This window comes from Lysinibacillus sp. CD3-6, from assembly GCF_006351725.2.
Lineage (GTDB): Bacteria > Bacillota > Bacilli > Bacillales_A > Planococcaceae > Lysinibacillus.
On record NZ_CP085880.1, the window covers coordinates 2,172,655 to 2,193,682 of the forward strand.

General features: G+C 33.5%; 23 protein-coding genes and 1 other annotated feature. Of the genes, 16 read left to right on the plus strand and 7 right to left on the minus strand.

The features are described from left to right. Positions 1 to 201: 201 nt before the first annotated feature. From FH508_RS10465 to FH508_RS10500, 8 genes are all read left to right on the plus strand, one after another. Positions 202 to 1,629 carry an amino acid permease gene (locus FH508_RS10465; RefSeq protein ID WP_172771272.1) on the plus strand — a complete coding sequence of 476 codons (1,428 nt, stop codon included), beginning with the start codon at positions 202 to 204 and terminating at the stop codon, positions 1,627 to 1,629. Positions 1,630 to 1,833: 204 nt separating this feature from the next. Next, positions 1,834 to 2,598 (plus strand): DUF817 domain-containing protein, encoded by a 765-nt coding sequence (locus tag FH508_RS10470; RefSeq protein ID WP_172771926.1) that lies wholly within the window; start codon positions 1,834 to 1,836, stop codon positions 2,596 to 2,598. Between the two features lie 192 nt (positions 2,599 to 2,790). After that, positions 2,791 to 3,345, plus strand: coding sequence for a pyridoxamine 5'-phosphate oxidase family protein (locus FH508_RS10475; protein WP_172771273.1), 555 nt, complete (start codon positions 2,791 to 2,793; stop codon positions 3,343 to 3,345). 135 nt (positions 3,346 to 3,480) lie between these two features. After that, on the plus strand, positions 3,481 to 3,876 hold the full coding sequence (locus tag FH508_RS10480) for a VOC family protein (protein WP_172771274.1): 396 nt from the start codon (positions 3,481 to 3,483) through the stop codon (positions 3,874 to 3,876). Between the two features lie 215 nt (positions 3,877 to 4,091). Then, positions 4,092 to 4,293 (plus strand) — a binding site (T-box leader). Positions 4,294 to 4,351: 58 nt separating this feature from the next. Further along, the gene (locus FH508_RS10485; RefSeq protein ID WP_172771275.1) at positions 4,352 to 5,263 is read left to right on the plus strand and encodes a DMT family transporter; all 912 of its coding nucleotides are present in this window, start codon (positions 4,352 to 4,354) and stop codon (positions 5,261 to 5,263) included. 37 nt (positions 5,264 to 5,300) lie between these two features. Further along, complete coding sequence (locus FH508_RS10490) at positions 5,301 to 6,032, plus strand: AAA family ATPase (protein WP_172771276.1); 732 nt, start codon at positions 5,301 to 5,303, stop codon at positions 6,030 to 6,032. Beyond that, complete coding sequence (eis, locus tag FH508_RS10495; RefSeq protein ID WP_172771277.1) at positions 6,029 to 7,252, plus strand: GNAT family N-acetyltransferase; 1,224 nt, start codon at positions 6,029 to 6,031, stop codon at positions 7,250 to 7,252. Before FH508_RS10490 ends, eis begins: the two co-directional genes overlap by 4 nt. A 104-nt stretch (positions 7,253 to 7,356) precedes the next feature. Beyond that, positions 7,357 to 7,671 carry a TIGR04104 family putative zinc finger protein gene (locus FH508_RS10500; RefSeq protein WP_172771278.1) on the plus strand — a complete coding sequence of 105 codons (315 nt, stop codon included), beginning with the start codon at positions 7,357 to 7,359 and terminating at the stop codon, positions 7,669 to 7,671. Positions 7,672 to 7,710: 39 nt separating this feature from the next. On the opposite strand, the gene FH508_RS10505 is transcribed toward FH508_RS10500, so the two are convergent. Continuing rightward, positions 7,711 to 9,111, minus strand: a complete 1,401-nt coding sequence (locus FH508_RS10505; protein WP_172771279.1) for a MocR-like pyridoxine biosynthesis transcription factor PdxR — start codon at positions 9,109 to 9,111, stop codon at positions 7,711 to 7,713. Positions 9,112 to 9,341: 230 nt separating this feature from the next. Between FH508_RS10505 and FH508_RS10510 the strand changes: the two genes are divergently transcribed. From FH508_RS10510 to FH508_RS10530, 5 genes are all read left to right on the plus strand, one after another. Continuing rightward, complete coding sequence (locus tag FH508_RS10510) at positions 9,342 to 10,169, plus strand: hypothetical protein (RefSeq protein WP_172771280.1); 828 nt, start codon at positions 9,342 to 9,344, stop codon at positions 10,167 to 10,169. A gap of 15 nt (positions 10,170 to 10,184) precedes the next feature. Next, on the plus strand, positions 10,185 to 11,168 hold the full coding sequence (locus FH508_RS10515; RefSeq protein ID WP_172771281.1) for a hypothetical protein: 984 nt from the start codon (positions 10,185 to 10,187) through the stop codon (positions 11,166 to 11,168). 416 nt (positions 11,169 to 11,584) lie between these two features. Continuing rightward, positions 11,585 to 11,890 carry a DUF3784 domain-containing protein gene (locus FH508_RS10520; protein WP_172771282.1) on the plus strand — a complete coding sequence of 102 codons (306 nt, stop codon included), beginning with the start codon at positions 11,585 to 11,587 and terminating at the stop codon, positions 11,888 to 11,890. Between the two features lie 534 nt (positions 11,891 to 12,424). Beyond that, the gene (locus tag FH508_RS10525) at positions 12,425 to 12,949 is read left to right on the plus strand and encodes a CPBP family intramembrane glutamic endopeptidase (RefSeq protein WP_172771283.1); all 525 of its coding nucleotides are present in this window, start codon (positions 12,425 to 12,427) and stop codon (positions 12,947 to 12,949) included. A gap of 124 nt (positions 12,950 to 13,073) precedes the next feature. After that, positions 13,074 to 13,760 carry an MBL fold metallo-hydrolase gene (locus FH508_RS10530; RefSeq protein ID WP_172771284.1) on the plus strand — a complete coding sequence of 229 codons (687 nt, stop codon included), beginning with the start codon at positions 13,074 to 13,076 and terminating at the stop codon, positions 13,758 to 13,760. 165 nt (positions 13,761 to 13,925) lie between these two features. Here the strand turns inward: FH508_RS10530 and FH508_RS10535 are convergent, their stop codons facing one another. The 6 genes from FH508_RS10535 to FH508_RS10560 all read right to left on the minus strand — a co-directional run bounded on the left by FH508_RS10535 (position 13,926) and on the right by FH508_RS10560 (position 17,954). Next, positions 13,926 to 14,420: a hypothetical protein gene (locus FH508_RS10535; protein WP_172771285.1), complete on the minus strand. Its 495-nt coding sequence runs from the start codon at positions 14,418 to 14,420 to the stop codon at positions 13,926 to 13,928. A gap of 163 nt (positions 14,421 to 14,583) precedes the next feature. Beyond that, a complete protein-coding gene (locus FH508_RS10540) occupies positions 14,584 to 15,036 on the minus strand; it encodes a hypothetical protein (RefSeq protein ID WP_172771286.1) in 453 nt (150 codons plus the stop codon). Between the two features lie 153 nt (positions 15,037 to 15,189). Continuing rightward, positions 15,190 to 15,642, minus strand: a complete 453-nt coding sequence (locus FH508_RS10545) for a hypothetical protein (RefSeq protein ID WP_172771287.1) — start codon at positions 15,640 to 15,642, stop codon at positions 15,190 to 15,192. A 159-nt stretch (positions 15,643 to 15,801) separates the two neighbouring features. Further along, the gene (locus tag FH508_RS10550) at positions 15,802 to 16,254 is read right to left on the minus strand and encodes a hypothetical protein (RefSeq protein WP_172771288.1); all 453 of its coding nucleotides are present in this window, start codon (positions 16,252 to 16,254) and stop codon (positions 15,802 to 15,804) included. Next, positions 16,254 to 17,072, minus strand: coding sequence for an SAR2788 family putative toxin (locus FH508_RS10555; protein WP_217270073.1), 819 nt, complete (start codon positions 17,070 to 17,072; stop codon positions 16,254 to 16,256). The genes FH508_RS10550 and FH508_RS10555 overlap by 1 nt, the downstream gene beginning before the upstream one ends. A gap of 15 nt (positions 17,073 to 17,087) precedes the next feature. Beyond that, positions 17,088 to 17,954, minus strand: coding sequence for a S8 family peptidase (locus tag FH508_RS10560; RefSeq protein ID WP_217270101.1), 867 nt, complete (start codon positions 17,952 to 17,954; stop codon positions 17,088 to 17,090). A 618-nt stretch (positions 17,955 to 18,572) separates the two neighbouring features. On the opposite strand from FH508_RS10560, the gene FH508_RS10565 reads away from it, so the two are divergent. From FH508_RS10565 to FH508_RS10575, 3 genes are read left to right on the plus strand one after another with little or no spacing between them, the layout of a single operon-like run. Then, the gene (locus tag FH508_RS10565; protein WP_172771290.1) at positions 18,573 to 18,995 is read left to right on the plus strand and encodes an ABC transporter substrate-binding protein; all 423 of its coding nucleotides are present in this window, start codon (positions 18,573 to 18,575) and stop codon (positions 18,993 to 18,995) included. A gap of 8 nt (positions 18,996 to 19,003) precedes the next feature. Continuing rightward, complete coding sequence (locus FH508_RS10570) at positions 19,004 to 19,576, plus strand: periplasmic substrate-binding domain-containing protein (RefSeq protein ID WP_228134477.1); 573 nt, start codon at positions 19,004 to 19,006, stop codon at positions 19,574 to 19,576. Positions 19,577 to 19,582: 6 nt separating this feature from the next. After that, positions 19,583 to 20,806 carry an MFS transporter gene (locus tag FH508_RS10575; protein WP_172771292.1) on the plus strand — a complete coding sequence of 408 codons (1,224 nt, stop codon included), beginning with the start codon at positions 19,583 to 19,585 and terminating at the stop codon, positions 20,804 to 20,806. Positions 20,807 to 21,028: the final 222 nt, after the last annotated feature.

Consider the following 21,028-nt stretch of genomic DNA (forward strand, 5'->3'; position numbering starts at 1 on the left):
AGAAAATAGCTCTCCCTAATTGTAGTTTACAATAGACGGAACGAATGCTCTAGACTATTTAAGTACTTTTCTTTGTCAGAAAATTGACTGTTCACAAAATAGAAGTAATTTTAAAATTACTTCTATTAATATTTATCATCATTATCTTTTGGCACTTTAAAAAGAAAGTGCTTACATGATAATCGGGTAAGGGGTTATTTTATGGCAACAGAACAACATGAATTAAAAAGAAGTATGAAAGCTAGACACTTATTTATGATTTCCCTAGGAGGATGCATTGGAACTGGCTTCTTTCTTGGATCAGGTTTTACTATAAATCAAGCTGGGCCAACTGGTGCTATTCTTTCTTATTTAGTAGGCGGGTTAGTAATGTATCTAACGATGCTTTGTTTGGGTGAATTGTCTGTTGCTATGCCAGTATCTGGGTCGTTTCAAACATATACGACGAAGTTTATTGGTCCTGCTACTGGATTTGCCGTTGGGTGGCTTTATTGGCTAGGGTGGGCAGTTACAGTTGCCCTCGAATTTTTAGGGGCTGGACAACTTATGCAAAGATGGTTTCCTGAATCACCAGTATGGATGTGGTGTTTAATATTTGGTGCCTTGCTCTTTTTATTAAATGGTTTATCAGCGAAAGCTTTTGGTGAAGCAGAATTTGTTTTCTCTAGCATAAAAATATTGGCTATTATTATGTTCCTAATTGTTGGAGGAGCCGCTATGTTTGGCCTTATTGATATGAAAGACGGATCCAGCGCTCCATTTCTAACGCATTTTTATGAGCATGGGCTATTTCCAAATGGTGTAACAGCATTATTGATTACAATGATTACGGTGAATTTTTCATTCCAAGGGACTGAGTTAATTGGTATTGCTGCTGGGGAAAGTGAAAATCCAGAAAAGACAATTCCTAAATCTATTAAACAAACAGTTTGGCGTACATTGTTCTTCTTTGTCCTATCTGTTGTCATTCTTGCCGCGATAATTCCAATGGATAAAGCAGGTGTTGTTGAAAGTCCATTCGTAGTAGTACTGGACAGTATAGGCATTCCTTATGCAGCTGATATTATGAACTTTGTTATTTTGACTGCTCTATTATCGGTTGCAAACTCTGGTTTATATGCGGCAACTCGTATGTTGTTCTCTCTATCTGTTGAAAAGATGGCTAGCCCTGTTTTAGGGAAAGTGAATAAAAGAGGCATTCCGATGAATGCATTATTAATTACACTTGCTGTAGCAGGGTTATCTCTATTATCAAGTGTATTCGCTGCAAAAACAGTGTTTGTTTGGCTATTATCGCTAGCAGGTTTAGGTGCTCAAATCGGTTGGATTGCGATTACAGCATCGCAAATTGCCTTTAGACGTTCATATGTTCGTCAAGGTGGTAAAGTGGAAGATTTAAAATTCAAAGCGCCACTATATCCACTCGTGCCAATTTTAGGCTTAGTAGCGAATTGTATAGTTATGGCAAGCTTAGCCTTTGATCCGTCGCAACGATTAGCTCTATATTGTGGAGGCGCATTCTTCATCGGCTGTTATATCGTTTATTATGTAAAAGTGAAGAAAACGAAGGTAATAAAAGTAAGCCAACAAGAAGTACAGTTAAAATTAGACCAAAAAATGTTTCTTTAAAAGGACAAGAGTAGCTGCAATCATGTGGCTACTCTTGTTTTATTTAGGTTTACAAAAGACGTTACTTATAAAAAAATGTTTCAAAAATAAGTAAATATATTTATCGTTTTTCGATAAAAAAACATTGAAATAAAATAAAATATCATTTATTCTTCATACAAGTAATGATAAATTTTCTCGTACTTAGTTACATGAGGTGAATGTATATTGAAAAAATTTTTTAAAGACTTAGTGTACTTTACGTACCATCAATCCTTATCTTGTATTTTTCCTGTTGTCATATTTGTTACGCTTGCGCTGTCAAAGGTTAGCCATTTACCACTTTCAAGATATGATTTTATTCTCGTTATTTGTCTTATGACACAATATTTGATGTATAAATTTGGTCTAGAATCTAAAGATGAAATAAAAGTAATCTGTTCGTTTCATATTATTGGTCTTTTACTAGAATTATATAAAGTGAACTTTCATTCTTGGTCTTATCCAGAAGAGGCGTGGTTAAAAATTGGTGGTGTGCCCTTATATAGCGGCTTTATGTATGCAAGTGTGGCAAGTTACATTTGCCAAGCTTGGCGTAGGTTTGATTTGAAGATTTTGAATTGGCCAAGAAGTTATATTGCCATTCCGTTAGGAGCTATGATTTACTTAAATTTCTTCACACACCATTTTATATATGACTTTAGATGGCTGCTAATAGCTTTACTTTTTTTCGTATTTTCTCGAACAGTTGTTAAATTTACAATACGACAAAACATTTATAAGATGCCTATTGTTGCATCATTCCTTTTAATTGGGTTTTTTATTTGGATCGCTGAAAATATTGCAACATTTTTTGGTGCTTGGTCATATCCTAACCAAGAAATGGGATGGACGATTGTTCATTTCGGAAAAATTAGCTCTTGGTTTTTACTTGTCGTCATTAGTATTATGATAGTCGCACAGCTAAAATTATTTTACCGTGAGCAGTGAAGAAATTGTTTTGCAAGCGTTATAGGAACTGCTAAAGCGGTAAGTGTAATCCTAATAACACAGGATGAAAAATTTACGTTGTACCCATTCGTTTTCATCAAACTGTCCCTTTTTTAAAGGGCTATCCTGCTATAGACTCGCTATAGAAGTAAGCAAATTATTATACTTGTTAAATAGGGAGAAGTGATAAGGATGGAAACAAAAATTCGTATGGGGAAAAGAACATTTACAGATGAGGGACAAATCAATCATTTTTTACGACAAGCTCAAACCATTTTTCTAGGGTTAGTGGATGACAATATGCCATATGTAATTCCATTGAATTTTGTATTTAAGAACGGAAACTTTTATATTCATGGCGCAAACGAAGGAAGAAAAATTAATATTTTAAAAAATAATACGAATGCATGTATTACAGTATGTGAAATTTACGGAACTATCGCAGATCCAGTTCCTGCGAATACTGATACGGCTTATATGAGCGTTATCGCCAATGGAAACGTTGAAATTGTTACGGATTTAGATGAAGCAACAGCAGCAATGCAAGAAATGCTTGATAAATATGTCCCGAATTATTATGAAGTCGCTTTATCGAAAGCGCATGTCGATAAATATATATCTTCTTTAGGTAGTAAAACGGTGGTGCTAAAAATAAAACCAATTACTATGACCGCAAAAGAACATAAAGGTGATGAACAAATGAAGTTTTATCCTGGAAGAAAGGTAACGCAAGATACAAACCGATAATATATTATTACGCCAGCTAAAAGCATAGAACATTATAGCCGCTACAACTGGAAGCTTACAAGCAATCCATTATATTTCCTATCTACAAAAAAATGAATTATAGTAAATATATTCTATTGCATTTAGGAGGATATTATGGGGAGATTAGTTCATTTTGAAATTCATGTAAGTGACATGGAGCGAGCAAAGGATTTCTATGGCAATATTATTGGATGGTCATTTGAAGATTGGAGTGACTACGCTGGCATGCCGTATTTTGGTGCTGTAACAGGTGGCGAGGATGAACTTGGCATTAATGGTGCCTTAATGCAACGGCAAGGTCCCCCTCCAGCACCAAATCAAGCGTTGAATGGATTTGCTTGTACAATGGGTGTGGAAAATTACGATGCAACAGAAGCAAAAATTATGAACAATGGTGGTAAGATAGCCATTCCTAAATATGCTCTTCCAGGAATGGCATGGCAAGGATATTATACAGATACTGAAGGCAATGTATTTGGTATTCATCAGCCTGATAAAAATGCAAAATAACAAAGGTTAGCTGATAAAATCCCATATGATGTAAAAAGTCTTCTAGCCTACAGCTAGGAAACTTTTTTAATCGAATGGTACCTGATGTACTAAAGTAAAATTAGCTAACTATAGGTGTGTTGTCGTTTAAAGGGTTATATGCAACTGATATTATGATGTCACAATCTTCGTAAAACCTTGACGAGAATAATTAAATAACTTATTATGGACGTTAATAATTAACAATGATTGGGAAAAGTAGCGAATGTGATTTACTTACAGAGAGATGGTGGCTGGTGAAAATCATCGTAAAGGATTCGTGAACTCGTCCAGGAGTTTTTATACTGAAAAAAGTAGGTATAAACGGCAACTACCGTTATAGTCAAAGTGAGCATATATGCTAAACAGAGTGGTACCGCGGATAACTTCGTCTCTATATTTATTAGAGATGGAGTTTTTTTATTTTAGGAAATAATGACAAGGGGTGGGAGACAGAATGGTTATTACGAAGAAACGCATTACAACGATAGGGCTGCTAGCACTGATTTTATCAGCGCTCTTGACGGCAATGAGTCAAGTGTTTTATGCCAAGCAAGTACAAGAAGTACCTGCATTTTTATTTACAGGTATTAGTTTTTTTCTGACGACATGCTATTTTGCATTTTTTGCACGTATACATAAAAAACCTTATAAATGGCAAGGAACAATCGGCTATGTATTGAAATTAAATGGAGCGTCCGTTCTAGCTTTTATGTGTTTTTATTTTGCATTAAAATACGTGGAATCAGCCATAGTCAGTGCACTTGAGATGGGTATCGGTCCATTATTTGTCCTAGTTCTGGCGGTCATTGCAAAGGAATCAATTCCAAGGTCCCAGTGGTTAATTGCCATTGGCACACTGATTGCGTGTAGTGTACTGATTGTCTCTGTACTTAGCGGAAGCTCAGCAGTCAAGTTGGACATAACAATGCCTGTCATCATAGCTTTAATAGCGAGTATTAGCTGTGGGCTTGGTGCTGTTTTATGTACCGTATATTCAAAAAAATTAAATGAGGCTGGCTGGACAACTTCTATGATTTTGGCCAATCGTTATTATGGCATAATTTTATTATCTTTTTTAGCTACATACGATGAATTTTTAAAGTATTTCTCAGGAAATATTGGCTGGATACTTGCTGTTACAGCAACGGGTGTCATGCTTCCAATGTATTTATTGCAAATAGGTATTCGGAATTGTTCTCCTTTAATGGTGATGATGAGTTTATGCTTTGTCCCAATTTTCACTTTTTTCTTCCAACTATTTGATTCTAGGCTTACGTGGTCGCCTATTTCTTTAATAGGTATCATCTTATTATTCATAGCTGGTATTATTAGTTTGTATTTAGAAAGAAGGACCGTTTCAGAGTAGCATCAGCGAGTTATACTATCATGAAGGAGGCAATACAATGTATTTAAAATCATGTAAGGTTTTACAGGACAACATAGAGGATAAACGACAATATCCTTTTAATATACCCAGTTTGCAGGATTTACAAGAGCTTGAGTTTCCAACGAATGTGACATTTTTTGTTGGGGAAAATGGCTCTGGGAAATCAACACTTCTCGAAGCAATTGCAGATCGCTGTGATTTTAATACAGCAGGTGGTGGACGGCAAAACAGTTATGAAGTACATAAAGCAGAAGCTGCGCTAGGGGACTATATACGGTTATCATGGTTGCCTAAAGTTTCTAACGGCTTTTTTCTACGTTCAGAAACGTTTTATCAATTTGCAAGCCATATCGATTTGTTAGAATATCATCCTAATAAGTATGCTGCATTTGGAGGTAAATCCCTTCATCAACAATCACATGGAGAATCCTTTTTAGCGCTATTTATGAATCGTTTTAAAGGTAAGGCGATTTATTTACTTGATGAGCCAGAAGCAGCTTTATCACCTACAAGACAACTGAGTCTTCTTAAAATAATGAAGGATTTAGAGCGTGAAGCCCAATTTATTATTGCCACACATTCACCCATTTTACTCGGCTATCCGAATGCTACTATTTACAGTTTTGAAGAAGGAGGGATTGAATCCGTCCGATACGAAGAAACTATACATTATATTGTAACGAAGAGATTTTTAAATGCTCCTGAAACCATTTTTGCAGAGCTATTTAATGAGGAGAGAAAAACATGAATCAACGGAAAGGTTTAGTAATGCGAGAAATACGACTAGATGAGATGGCCCAATCCATCGATTTGTTAAATTACGTATTTCAAATGTCTATGTCTATTCATAAAGATCGTCGTTTCGTTAATGCCAAAAGTAAACAGTTTGACGAAGGGCATGCTTTTGGGTGGTTTGATGGCTCTCAACTAGTATCACAAATTTTAAATTTACCTTTTCAAATCAATGTACATGGGAAGTTTTATGAAATGGGTGGGATAACGGCTGTTGGCACGTACCCTGAATATTCTAGACATGGCTTAATGGAAAGTCTCATTATCAAGTGTCTAGAACAAATGCGTGAGGAAGGACGGTATATATCTTATTTATTCCCTTATTCTATTCCATATTACCGCAAAAAAGGCTGGGAAATTATGAGTGATATTGTGGAATTTCAAGTGAAGGATACACAACTTCCTCATTATGGTGGTTTAAATGGCAAAATTCGTCGTGTCGATCCTAAAGATAAAGATGTTGTTGCAATTTATGCACGTTATGCAATAAAGACACATGGTGTAATGGTGCGAAACAGCATAGCCTGGAATGAAAAATTTCAAGAAGATTTTTGGGAAGAAAAATTTATAGATAGTGATGTCAAACTGCAGGCAGCAGTCTATTATGATGAGGAAGATGAGCCTCAAGGCTATATGTTCTATCGTATTATGGAAGAAAATTTTTATATTGATGAAATCGTTTATTTACAGGAAGAAGCTCGAAAAGGGTTATGGAATTTTGTCTCAGCACATAGCTCAATGGTTTACAATGTATATGGCAAAACGACGGGCAATGAAGCGGTAGCATTTTTACTTGAGGATAGCGAAATTATTCAAAAAGTTTCTCCTTATTTTATGGCGCGTATTGTGGACGTAAAGGAATTTTTACTGCGGTACCCGTTTGTAGGGAACGATTTTCAGTTGCGCTTCGCTGTAAGCGATCGCATTGTAGCTTGGAATAACGGTACGTTTGTCGTAACAGTACAAAACGGAGAAGTAGCAGTTGATAAGATTAGTGAACAACTGTCCGAGAATGCTATTCAACTGACAGTTCAAACATTAGCGACGATGCTACTTGGGTATAAACGCCCTAGCTATTTGGAGAAAATTGAACGGTTACAAGGTGAAGCAATGGAAATGGCGCTTTTAGAAGTAGTATTACCAGTAGGAATCCCAACGTTTATTGATTATTTTTAAAAGAATTTGTACAGTAAATGCCTGTGCAAATTCTTTTTTACTTTAAATTAGTACTTCTATTCTCCACAATATGGCATAATTAGTGAATGGAGGGGATGTATTGTATGCCGAAATGTATTGAATGTAAGGAGAAATGGACTTGGAAGCAGTCGATGCGTTCGATTGTGACATTTTCACGATTCATTAGCTGTCCATATTGTGCGAAAAAACAAATGTTCACATCAATGACACGCATTTCTATTTTACTATTGGTATTTGTACCTTATATTACAATGCCTTATGTGGTTGATGATGAAGTTAAAGGCTCCGCTGTAGCAATCGGGATTGCGCTCTATTTAATTGTACTACTTATGATGATGCCTTTCTTGATGGATCTTCGTACAATACCAAAGCATTTACAAAAATACGCACAAAAATAATACATAAAAAAACGCAGAAATATAACGTTCCTGCGTTTTTTATTCGTTGTTTGAAGATAGCTGCCACGCTTTTACTAATAGTTGAACCCCTTGCTTGATGTCCTCAATAGCTAACTTACTAAAGCCTAATTGTAATATTGGTTCAGCCGTGAATTGTTTAAGAAAGTATGGGCTTGTTGGATATACTTGAACACCATATTTTTCTGCAGATTGGATGAGCTGTTCTTCTGTTTGTTGGACATGCAGCTTTACCAATACATAAAGGCCCGAATGTTCTCCAAGTATCGTAATATAGGCACCAAATTGTTGTTGTAGCTGCTCTACAAGATAGCTCATTTTCTGTTTATAGATAAGACGCATTCTTTTAATATGACGTGTCCACTCACCATTTTCCATAAAGGCTGCCATCGTTAATTGATGAAGTGAGGATGCATTTTGTTCAAACTCAATAAACTGTTCTTTGTAACGATGTAGAAGTGATTTAGGTAGCACCATATAGCTTAGTCGAATACCAGGTAAAAACGATTTTGAAAAAGTCCCGAGATAAATAACACGTGAATGATCGATGGATGCAAGTGCAGGAAACGGCTGCTGTGCATAGCGAAATTCACTGTCATAATCGTCCTCGATAATGTATCCATCCACTTTCTTTGCCCATTGGATAACCGTTTGACGTTGCTGAATGGACATGGTAACACCGTAAGGAAAATGGTGAGAAGGTGTAATATATAGGAGTCGTGATTGCATTTCTGACAATAAGTGAAGCTGAGCACCTTGCTCTAAAACGGACAGTGCTTCCAAATCAAAACCGTTTACGTGAAACGATCGTCGTGCACCGATATAGCCTGGGTCCTCGACAATGACACTGGAAAAATCATGCTTTAACATACAACCGAGATACAGTAACATTTGCTGTGTACTGCTACCAATAATAATATCATCAGCTTCGCATTTGACCCCACGTGCTTGTAATAAGTATTGAACAAGCTGCTCTTTTAATAAAGGTTCCCCAAAAGGTTCACCATAGACAAAACTTTCTTCTAACTGAAGTGCTCGATTGGCAAACTGTCTCCAGGTTTTGAGCGGAAAATATGCTTGATCAACAGCCCCAGCCCGAAAATCAATCTTTATAGGCGGACATTCTTGCTTTGCGCTTGGCGTAAGCGGGGAGGACTCTTCTTGCTGTAAAAAGACTTGCTCCAATACATTGACGAAATAGCCCTTGCGTCCTTCTCCACGTATGTATCCTTCTGCTACAAGCTGCTCATAAGCAGTCAAAGTAGTATTCCGACTGACTTGTAACGTCTCTGCCAGCCTTCGTATAGAAGGGAGAGAGTCATCTGACTTTAAGTTTCCTTGCTCAATTAAGGTTTTTAATTGCTGATAAATCTGTTTATACTTTGCCTCATCATTACGTATTGGAAAAATAAAATCGTTCATATGAAGCCCTCCTTGACATGTGAAAAAATACAAAAACGTTCCTTTGCGTATGTCAGTTTATTTTGTAATATCGTACAGGAATTCACGTAGAAAAGATATGACAATATTTTGATAGGTTCCGCTAGAATTTTTACATTCTTGTAATATTCTTTTAGGAATATTTTGATAAATGAAACGAAAAATATTGTATATTAATTTCAAAAAAGAATAGAAGGAAAGGATGATTAGAAATGAAGAAACTCTTTTCTCTGTTGTTTATTTTCTCTTTGTTTGTATGTATGCCCTTGGTCACTAACGCAAATGAACTTTCTGAAGAAGCCATTGAACTTCAGCGTAATGATAGAACCGACTTTTCTATTCCTGAAAAAAGCGATTTAATATCAGTCAAGGGACCAGAGGAGAGCAAAGTTTATAAAATTGCTCTTGGTATAAACAAAAGCGAGAAATTAACACTGGTATCTAGAAAAACATTTGATGTAGAGATTTTCGATCCAAATGGGGATAGAATCGTTCAAAAAATGGGATTAGGAGATGAGGGTAATAGGCAAATAGAATTTGAAACAAGGATTGTTGGTAAATATTATATTCAAATTAAACCTGCAAAAGATGGGAGAAATAATTATCCTTATAGTTTACGAACAATTGTAGGCGAGCCAGTCTATCTTTATGCGAATCCTGTTTATCGAGTTGATTTACGTACTTCTTCTATCACTTCAAGAAATACAACGAGTGCTATTCAATCTTTTGATTTAACGAATGTTAGCAGTATTCCAGATGATGCAATTTTGACAGGTTTTACAATAGGTGGTACGGAGACAAATCGTAATTTAGTTAGCCTATATTCTATTAGGAGAAGTTTACGTCCAAATTCTGCTCTTTCTTGGATTGATGCAACGTATCCTTTATATAGTCCAAATCATTTAGATGCTGTACCTAAACATGCTCAAATAAAAGTCAAACAACCATACTCTTTTAGATTTTCTGCCTCTTTCAACCGTCCAGGAACTTATACTTTAAAACCATTTGTTTTAATAAGCTATAAACGAGAAATGAAATAAAAGGAGGAATTAAAAATGTGGCATTCACTACATTCAATTACTCAGCGACAAACTTTCGACTCTCAAGCTTATCAAAAAATAGCACGAAAAAATCAACAGGCTCCGACAAAACCAAATTTATTGCGGTCGCAACGTGAAGTACAGCACTATAATCGTTTGACCTTCAAGAAAAATCAAGTTGTAGGTAATCCAATTAATTATAAAAGAGTATACCTAGAGCAAAAAAGTAATTTGTTAGGAAGTATACAAACTTATATTCATACACGGAATCCTGCTTATCTTTCCAATGTAATTGATAAGAATAAGTTATTGAAGGGATTAGAGAGTTTAGGAAGTGTAGCTTCTGCTTTGAAAAAAATGAAGTACTATAGTCAAAAAAAACATACTACAGTTAATTCAAATAGTTTAGAATCTCCTGTACAAAATAGTAATTTTCACAAACAAACTAAAGCAAAAATTCTTCATGTTGATCAAAATTTTAATTTGACGATAGAAAACAATCAAATATATGGTATTCCAACGGATTATGGGATTATTAATTATCATTTTATTGATGATGGGGCATCTAGATATGTAAAGTTATTACATTATGATAATCAAATTTCCGATCACAAACGTGTTCATTTAGAGCGAAAGCGGCAATTGTTACAGGACATACAAACTTTTATTCATACAGGTAGTTCTTCTTGGTTACACACAGCAAGGGATAATAGTGAGATTTTACAGGGCTTTGAAAGCTTTGGTATTACGACTGAGGAACCATTTACCATAAATAATGGGGCTAAACGGTATAGAATTAGTCCCTACGGTATTTTGCATGATGTTGATTTAGAAAGTAAAGGAATGCGTGAACAAGATTGGCGTAAATTTGGTCACGACGAAAATACAATATTTTTAATTCAAGGTACAGAATATAAAATGGATGAAAACGGGAGACTTCCTTTACCAGAAGATTATGTTCATAAATTCGAGCAAGTGAAAATTTTTAAAAGAAATTAACAGAGAGCTTACAGGTAAGAAACCTTACTAAAACTTAAAAGTTAACCACCAAATACAGTCTTGATACAGATAAAAGGCTGTATTTTTTTGTCTTAAAATATTATTGTAAATAGAATATGAAAATATGAAATATGTAAAATCCAACAACTTTAATGCGAGATACATAGATAAAGAGAATTTATGAGATATGTAAGCGTGCTATCAAAAACATGCGAGGACCACACTGGTAGAAGTGCTGATTTGTATTTTCTAATGCTAAGCAATTGAAGTTCTCAAATGATGCTTTGGGAATAAAAAAAATGAAACTTTTATTACTCGACTTCCGTATAACATTGTATATGGTAAATATTAAAATAATTGTATTACATTTACATAAATTTTTAAAAAACTGCTGATATAAAGAGAGGACAAAAGAAATGGGACTTGAAATGGTGCTCGGACTAGTTTTCGGAGTATTTATAATTTGGGCTGGTAATATTGTTCGGACAAAAAAGGTATTTGTATTTCTTGCTGGTTTTAGGGATACATGGCAACCAATTAATGAAGAAAGACTAGGGAACAGAGTCGGTATTCTCTTAATTATTATAGGCGTTATAGCCATTTTCACATCTATTTTTACCATATGGTTTGGAGCTACAGTGGGAAAAATCTCTGGAGTCTTGGCTATTATTGATGTGATTATGATTTTTATAGTAATCGGATTAGATCAAATTGGATATTGAAAGGAGTGTACACGTGGGGAACTTGAGAATAAAACTAGTCCTGTTATTTACGATATTAAATACAATAGGATTAGCTTAGGCTTGTAGTTCGGTTACTTGTACTGGAGGCAGGGCTTAGAATATGCAATGATTGCACATATGTCAGCAGATATCTTTCTTCACGTTCTATTTGCGTCAATACTCTAGTAAGCAATCGGTCGCAATCGTTGAGTAAGCTCCACTTTTTTGATTTAATGTGTGCTTAAATTCCACAAGGATAGTTTGGACAAACAATAAAAAGCCACGAATGTTGTACCATTCAACGTATTCATGGCTCATAGTATTTGGAACACTGTTACACTATCGCCTAAATTCGCATTTTTCTGACGATACCCTAATAAAAGTTTAAGTATAGGCTGGTAAGAAGTTAAATTTTGTTTTTTTAATAAATAGTTACATTTGAACATAGGAGGGGCTTTATGATTATTGAAAGCTTAGTTAATGCGGTGATGCAAATCATTGTATTTTCTGTCATCCCATTTTGTTGGTGGTTGATTGTCGCAAGACAGAAATGTTCGTGTTTTGCATGGCTCGGTCTACATAAACCTACCATTAAAAATAAAGCGAATTACTGGGCATGTTTTCTTGTTGTATGGCATTATTAGTTATACCAATTTTTACAATAGTTTATTTTTTGTAGATGAATCATTATTGGCATCCAATCGATTTGCAGGACTAGGACTAGCAGCCTTAATACCTGCTTTTTTATATGCAATTTTACAAACGGGGTTATCAGAAGAGCTGTTCTTCAGAGGTTTTTTAACAAAGAGGTTCATTACTAGATGGGGATTTTATAAGGGCAATCTAATGCAAAGTTTACTGTTTGGCGCCATACATGGCTTGATGTTTTTGTCCACTGTTCAGCTTATAGGAGTGGCTTTCATCTTTGTTGCAACAGCAGTGGCTGGCTATTTAGTGGGCTGGATGAACGAAAAATTATCCAAAGGCTCTATTATGACGAATTGGGGAATCCATAGCACTGCTAATCTACTTGCTGCTGTTATGATGATGTTAATCTAGTATAGAAATGATTTGTTGTTTGAAAATTTTGTTATTGTAGAAAATCCCAAATCGTCTTGTGTAATGAATTTTATGAATATTTGATTATTGTTTATTTCAGAATCAAAAGTTTGGAGGATGTAAAATGAAAATTATAGAACTACCTATAGCATTTGAATTTAATGGACAATTGAATACGATTTATCCAAGTTTAATTATAATGAATGATGAACTAACGTTGGTAGATACAGGCTATACTAATTTTTTACCATTGATTGAACATGAAATTACAAAAAAGGACTATGAAATGGAACATTTAAAGAATATCATCATTACACACTATGATGATGATCACATCGGTTCTTTATATAATTTCAAAGAAAAATATCCTTGGATTAATATCATCGCCAGTGAAATTGAATCGAAATATATTAGTGGAGAAATAAAGTCGGAGAGATTAGTTCAAGCTGAAGAGTTACTTGACAATATGTCACCAGAACAAAAGGAATTTGGCACATGGTTTATTCAACAATTAAAGGATTTAAAGCATGTTGCAATTGATAAAAAGGTACATGATGGGGACATGATTTTAAACAATGAGTGTAGAGTAATAGCAACACCAGGACATACTTTAGGGCATATTTCTTTATATTTTCCAACGTTAAACAGCGTTATTACAGGCGATGCAGCTGCACACGAAAATCAAGAATTGGTTATTGCGAATCCACATTTTTGTTTAAATGTTGAGAACGCAGAACTGTCTTTGCGTAATATTAAAAGCCTTCAAGCTGACACGTACTATTGTTATCATGGTGGGAAGTTTACTATTTAGGTAGGCATTATTGTGTGAGTGTTTCGCATTACTTTAAAAATACACTTTTAAGAATCATTGTTAAAGTTAAAAATGGAAACGGTGACTGGATGAAAAAAGTCACCGACTCTATAATCTAAAGTGTTTGGCTTGTACGTTTTTCTAAAAATGCATATGAAAACTGTATTAAAACTTTTTCTTAAGCTCACGTTGTAGCACTTTAAGAGAAGTTTTATTTTTTTTTGTTAATTTTTTTAATGTTTCTTTAGCGTATTTATTAGCAGGGTCTAAAGCTAAAATTTTATGGCAAGTTTCAAGGGCTTTTTCATTACTCACTAATTTATCGGGCACCTCATTAAGGAATAATAAGTGTTCTAAGGCGTCGGGATCTTGTTCATGTGTTAAAGCTACTAGTCTTTCAGCGTGAAAGAGGGCACAGTGATAGGCACCTTCAATAGGAGTTAATGAACATATAAACAATGAATATGCCAAATTGTGTAAATCCACAGATTCTTCTTTCATTAATAAATAGTGCAAAAAGGTATAGTAAAGAATATTGCGGTTGTCATAAGCGCGGAATAATAGTTCATCATTAAATTGTTGAAAATCACATTTACGATATAACTCTTCAGCGTCTTTAAAGTTGCCTGATAGAATTAGATGCTCTAGATTTTTTAACATGGAATAATCACCTACATATACTGATTTTTAGCTTTTTAAACATTTTAAATGGCATTAATAGATAGAAGGGCACTTAACCATATTAAATACCACTAGGTTAAAATAAATCCTTATAACGTTTTAACCTAGGGCTTGTACGTTTTTTCCATAAGTATATAAAATTTTATTTTGTCTTAGGTAGTAACTCTTTAAGGGAACTTTTCGCGGCTTTATTCGAAGGGTCTAGCGCCAATATGTTATGACAAATTTCAATCGCTTTTTCATCACTTACTAATTGATCGGGCACAGTATTAAGGAATAATAAATGTTCTAAGCTAAGTGTATCTTGTGCATTTGTTAGCTCGACAGCCTTTTGTGCGTGATAGAGAGCACAATGATGGGGGTTGCCGATAGGTGTTAAAGGGATGACAAATAATGAAAAGGCAAGATTGTGTAACTTCGCTGACTCTTCTTTCATTAATAAATAAAGCAAAAAGGTGTAATTAATCATATTGCGGTTATCAAAAGCGATAGATATTAACTGATCATGAAATTGTTGGAAGTTCGTTTTATGATAGATTTCTTCAGCATCTTTAAAGTTGGCTGATAAAATGAGCTGTTCTAAATTTTTTAACATGTTTTATTCTCCTTTTGTTATAATTTCGTAACGAAGAAAATTTTATAGTTTCTAGGAGCTTTTTAGTTTTTTAAAATTTACGCTTATTTATTAATAGGGTAGAGAGCTAGATAAGAAAGGCGTTTTACTTTTTTCACAAGTGCATAAGACCGTTTACTTCATTCTACGTTGCAACTTTTCAAGTTTATTTTTAGCAATTTCATTAGAAGGCTCTAACGCTAAAATTTTATGGCAAGTTTCAAGGGCTTTTTCATCACTTACGACTTGATCTGGCACCTCATATAGAAATAATATAAGTTCTAAATCTCCTACATTTTGTTCATTTGTCAATTCGATAGCTTTTTGTGCATGATAGAGAGCACAATGATAGGCACCTTCAATAGGCACTAAAGGGACTATCAATAAAGTAAAGGCAAGATTGTGTAATTCCTCTGATTCTACTTTCATTAATAAATAATGTAAAAAAGTATAGTAAAGTATATTGCGGTTGTCATAAGCACTAATTATGATTCCATCTTCAAATTGTTGGAAATCCATTTCGTGATATAACGCTTCAATTTCTTTAAATTTGCCAGATAGAATAAGTTGCTCTAGATTTTTTAGCATAGATTCATCACCTACATAATACTGATTTTTTTGCTATTTAAATAGCATCAATAGATAAGAAGTGCACTTGAAACTAAATACCACTAGGTTAAAACGAAGAATTATAACGTTTTAACCTAGTGCTTGTAAATCCATCTATTCACAAATGTAATCGTTATTTTATTTAGTTTTACGTTGTAATTCATTAAGGGAACTTTTCGCGGTTTTATTCGAAAGGTCTAGAGCCAATATTTTATGACAAATTTCAATTGCTTGTTCATCACTCACTAATTTATCAGGAACGATATTAAGGAATAATAAATGTTCTAAACTAAATGTATCTTGTTCATTGGTTAGTTCAACAGCTCTTTGTGCGTGATAGAGAGCACAATGATAGGCACCTTCGATATGTGTTAAAGCATTTACAAATAAAGAAAAGACAAGATTGTGTAACTCCGCTGATTCTTCTTTCATTAATAAATAATGTAGAAAGGTATAATTAATCATATTACCATTTTCATAAGCACTTGATATTAGTTCATCATGAAAATGTTGTAAATCGTTTGTGTGATATAACTCTTCAGCATCTATAAATTTGAAAGCTAAAATCAAATTTTCTAATTTTTTAGACATTATTTATTCACCCACGCATTACTAATGTGTATTTTTCCATTTTCTCTAACAAATGTTACTGTAATTTTATTACCATTCAACATTAATGTCTTCTCTCTTGCAAATAACCCATACGGACCCTCTTTTCCATATCGCATCACTTGAGAAATGACCTTTGCTATGTCATCCCAATTATTCTTAGTTACTTTATGCCAATCATGCTTTGCTGCCATAATGTGATGGCGTTTATTATTATCTAATCTTGCTACAGAAGGTAATACTTTATCAAAACTTTTACTGCGAATGGCATTAGTTACAGCTTTTTTACCATATCTTTTAATCGCATAAGAAATACCATATCTTGCTACGGCGGCTATAATGGCAAATGGTAAAGCAGAAGATTGTGCTTCTAAAGTATCGATATCATAAATATCGCCAGTAGATTGATCAACAAAAGTTGCTGAGAAATCCTGTCCTTCACTTGTATGTACGATTACTTCATATTCATGAGAGATTTTTTCTCCATCTTCTTCTACTGTACCATGCAATAAAATGGATTCAGTCAATAGATCATAATATATTACCGTTGATACATGAACATCTGTTGTGTTGATGTCAGTATATATTGTGACCAAATTATTATCTTCTTCAACATTTAAATCTAATTGTTCAGTATCATCTATCCCGAGCTCTTGTAATATTTCATTTTCTACTTCAAACGTATTATATTCGATCGTGTTTGCTTCATCATTTGCGTAAGATTTGAGTGGATCAACACTTGGCACAAGAGAAATTAGCATTGTTATTACAATTAATTTAATTAAGAATTTTTTCATCATTCATTACTCCTTTTCCTAATTAAGTTGTATAAAACCATGTCCATATTCTTCGTCAAATCCAGGTAGTCCTAAATCTTTCACATAAGGTGCTAAAAGGCTGTTTAAATTAGTACTATTAATCTTTTCATTAGTGTTTCCAAGTATATAAGCAATAGAGCCCGTAACGAAAGCTGTAGCAAAAGATGTCCCATTAAATATGCTGTAGCCACCATTTTTATCAGTAGATAAGATGTTTTTTCCTGGTGCGGCGTAATCGATTTTACCCTTACCAGAGTAGCTATAGATTGTGAAATCAGATTTTAATGCAGAAACTGAAATGACACCTTCGTATTTTGCTGGATAATCTACCCTTAATCCTAATGTGTTTCCAGAAGCAGCTACAATAATGATTCCATTTGCTAAAGCTTTCTTTATAACATTTTCAAATTCCAGATTATTTGTCTCAAATCCAAAGCTGATATTAATAATATCGACCTCATTTTTGATACTCCATTCGATACCATTGATAACTGTTTGAAAGTCACTTTTACCTTGGCTATCTAAAACTTTTACATTATAAATTTCTACATTGTCCTTTGCGATTCCGGAAAAGCCCATTTTATTTTGAGATGAACTGATAATTCCGGCAATTGCTGTACCATGGTTTAAATCATCAATTGGATCTTGATCACTTTGGATAGCGTTGTAAGAAGCAACTATCTTATTTTTCAAATCATCATGAGGGGAAATACCACTATCCAAAATGGCCACTTTAACCTTTTTATTAGTTGGTTTTTCACTATTTACAGAAGTTGATAGAACCTCATGATACCCCCAAATTGCACTGTCTTCATATCCCTTAAATTTTAGAATGGAATAACCTATAAGGAATGCTAGTAACAATATAAAAAGCACAACTGCAATGCGTTTTTTAATATTTTCATCACCCTTTCATGTCCGTATACTATTTTGAAATTTGGCTTCTAAAACTAAATAAACTTGGATATTGGTGATTTGACTAATATCCTAATTTAATACTTCTATATTAAACGGTCATTATTTGAATTTTTTAAAATATGCGTAAAAGAATATTTAAAATAGTTTCTACGATTTTTTCTTGTTGGTTATTAGAACTTAGGATGAAATGTTGAAGTAGATCTTTTATTTTGAATTTTTAGTATTCTTTTAGGAATATTTTGTTTGATTTTTCTAAAAATATTGTATATTTATTTTTAATCAAAGGAGGTGAAATAATGAAGATAACAGTTGAAGAAATAGAGACAATTGAGCTTTCTCAAAAAGGAACAAGTAGTACAAGTTATGGTTGTGATGATAATATAAGAGTTTCTTAATGTATGAAAACTTTTAAAAATTTGAAAAACGAATTCACTTTATGTGAATTTGTTTTTCTATCTGGGGGAGATTTAATGGATATAGAAAAATTAGAAATGGAATCTCGAAAAACTGACGATAGTTTCACACTTTGGAATAGTACCTGATAAGTTTTTTAAACAACGCCTATTGTTACCTATTCTTCCTAAACATATTTTTGAAAATATTGATTTAGCATCATTTTATTCTAATAAATATAATAAAAATTATACAGGATGTGGTCCTTATAAATTAACAAAAATAGAAGGCAATAAATACTACTTTGACCGAAATGATACTTTTCATTTAGGTGCCCCCAAAATTAGAAATATGGTTATTCAAACAGGAAATATAGAGGTATTAGAACAACTGTTTTTAGAAGAAAAATTAGATTTTACAACCCTTCCAATCAGATTTTTATCTAAAAAAGATATATATATAAATTCAACTTATTATTTCTACCCGTTAACAAAACCAGAAATCATTTATATAGCATTAAATCATAGAACTGAATTTTTCAGTAGTAAAGAAATAGAAACTATATTTACAGATTTATTGACAAGAAAAAAATAATAAACAATGTGTACAAGGGATTTGCGGAAAATGTTAATCAATTTTATCCCAAATTATTGGAAAGATATAAAAATGAATGCTATCAAGAGGATACGAGATATACTAAATATGAATATCCATTAACTTTAAAACTTGGTTATTTTATTAATAATGAAGAACATGGATTAATAGCCAAAGAATTGGTTAAAGACTTAAAAGTTAAAGGTATAGACATTATTCTTAAAGAATTTGATTCGAATAGTTGGATAAATGAATTTAGAGAAAATAAGCTAGATATGTTTATAATCACACAAACTTTAATGCTCCATCCTGATCCATCATATGCTTTTGGTGAAAAGGGTATCATTAACGAGATTATAGGGTGGGAAGACGAGGAGAATCTTAACTGGATTAAAAAAGGTTTGGAGATAGACCCAATTTATTTCAAACAATGGTCTAAATATATTGGCGAACAATTACCTGTTCTTTTTATATGTAGCCCATACGATGTTCAAATTATTAATAAACGCATAAGAAATATTAGGCCAGATCCTAGAGGAGTTTTATGGAATATACATGAATTAGAGAAAATCGAGGAGTGAGGAAGAATGAAATTCATTCCGAAAGTTTATTTTATTAATAAACAGTTTACACAAGTTTTTTATGCCCAATTTCTATCAGGTCTTGCAGATAAAATTATACTCTTTATTTTACCTCTTTGGATTTTAGAAGTAACTAGATCATCCATCTTCGTATCCATTTTAAGTGCTAGTAGTACAATCGCTATCATAATTCTTTCACCTTTTATGGGGACATTTGTCGATAGATTATATAAAAAAAGTTTAATGCTTGTCGCAAATAGTATAAGATGTATGTTATTAATCTTACTTGCCGTTATTACTATTTTGGGCTATTTTGAGTTTTTGTATATACTCCTTATTTTTATTGTCTATTCATTTGGCAGTACGTTACATTCACCAGCAGCCAATGTTGCGCTTACAATTATTGTCAATGAAGACGAGCTACAGGAGGCTGTAGCTCTCAGACAAACATCAAATCAACTGGAAGGTATTTTAGCGCCAATGTTAGGTGGGCTGTTATTTAGTGTGTTTAGTCCTGGTAACTTCTTTCTTATTAATGGATTGTGCTTCGTTCTTTCTCTTCTTATATTGTTGACTTCAAAAATTACAGAACAGCATAAAGCTAAATCAAAACAATCTTTTCTTGTAGATTTAAAGGAAGGAATGTCTATTCTTTTTCAAGAAAGGATATTAAAAACCTTTCTTTTTAGCGCTGCTATAATCAATATATTAGGTGCAACAATTATATTAACACTACGTGTAATTGTTATTAATATGGAAGTAAGCTCATTATGGTGGAGCATTATTTTTGTTGGCTCACCTGTTGGGGTGCTAATCGGGGCTGTTATGTCAATGAAATTGAAAGTACAATCCAACATATTTATTTACGGGTTTATATGTTGTGCCGTCATGGGGTTTTTTAATATATTGATGAGTCTAGCTAATACGCCACTTGTGCTAACGATTTTTTACTTTTTATCTGGTATAGCATTTGGTATGGGGAATACCTATTTTGGCATAATGTATAGAAGAAAAATTCCTGTTGAAAAGCAAGGAAGATTTTTTGGATTTTTAAGTGCTGCCTTATTAATATCCATTCCAGTCGGACAAGTCATGACGGGTGTGTTACTGGATTCTAAAAATCCAAACCTTGTTATGGGGATATTGGGCTTACTAACTGTTGTTACTGCATTAGTCTCGTTAAAAATATTAAGTGGAGAACAAAAGAAAAATATTGGACATTCGGCTTGATTGTGTTGCGTAAAGTACTTCATGTAATTAATATGCTTTGCAAGCCTCTACTTTATAGAGGTTTGCAAAGCTCTTAGCTATGGACAACAAAAAAATGCCAATTGTACAATAAAGGAAAACTGGTCATCGATGATGATGTAATCAGTTGCTCAATCTTTCATTCTAACCAGGGGAGAGGGGCTTTATGGTCTTTAAATTAGCTTCCTGTCCCAGTGCCGACTA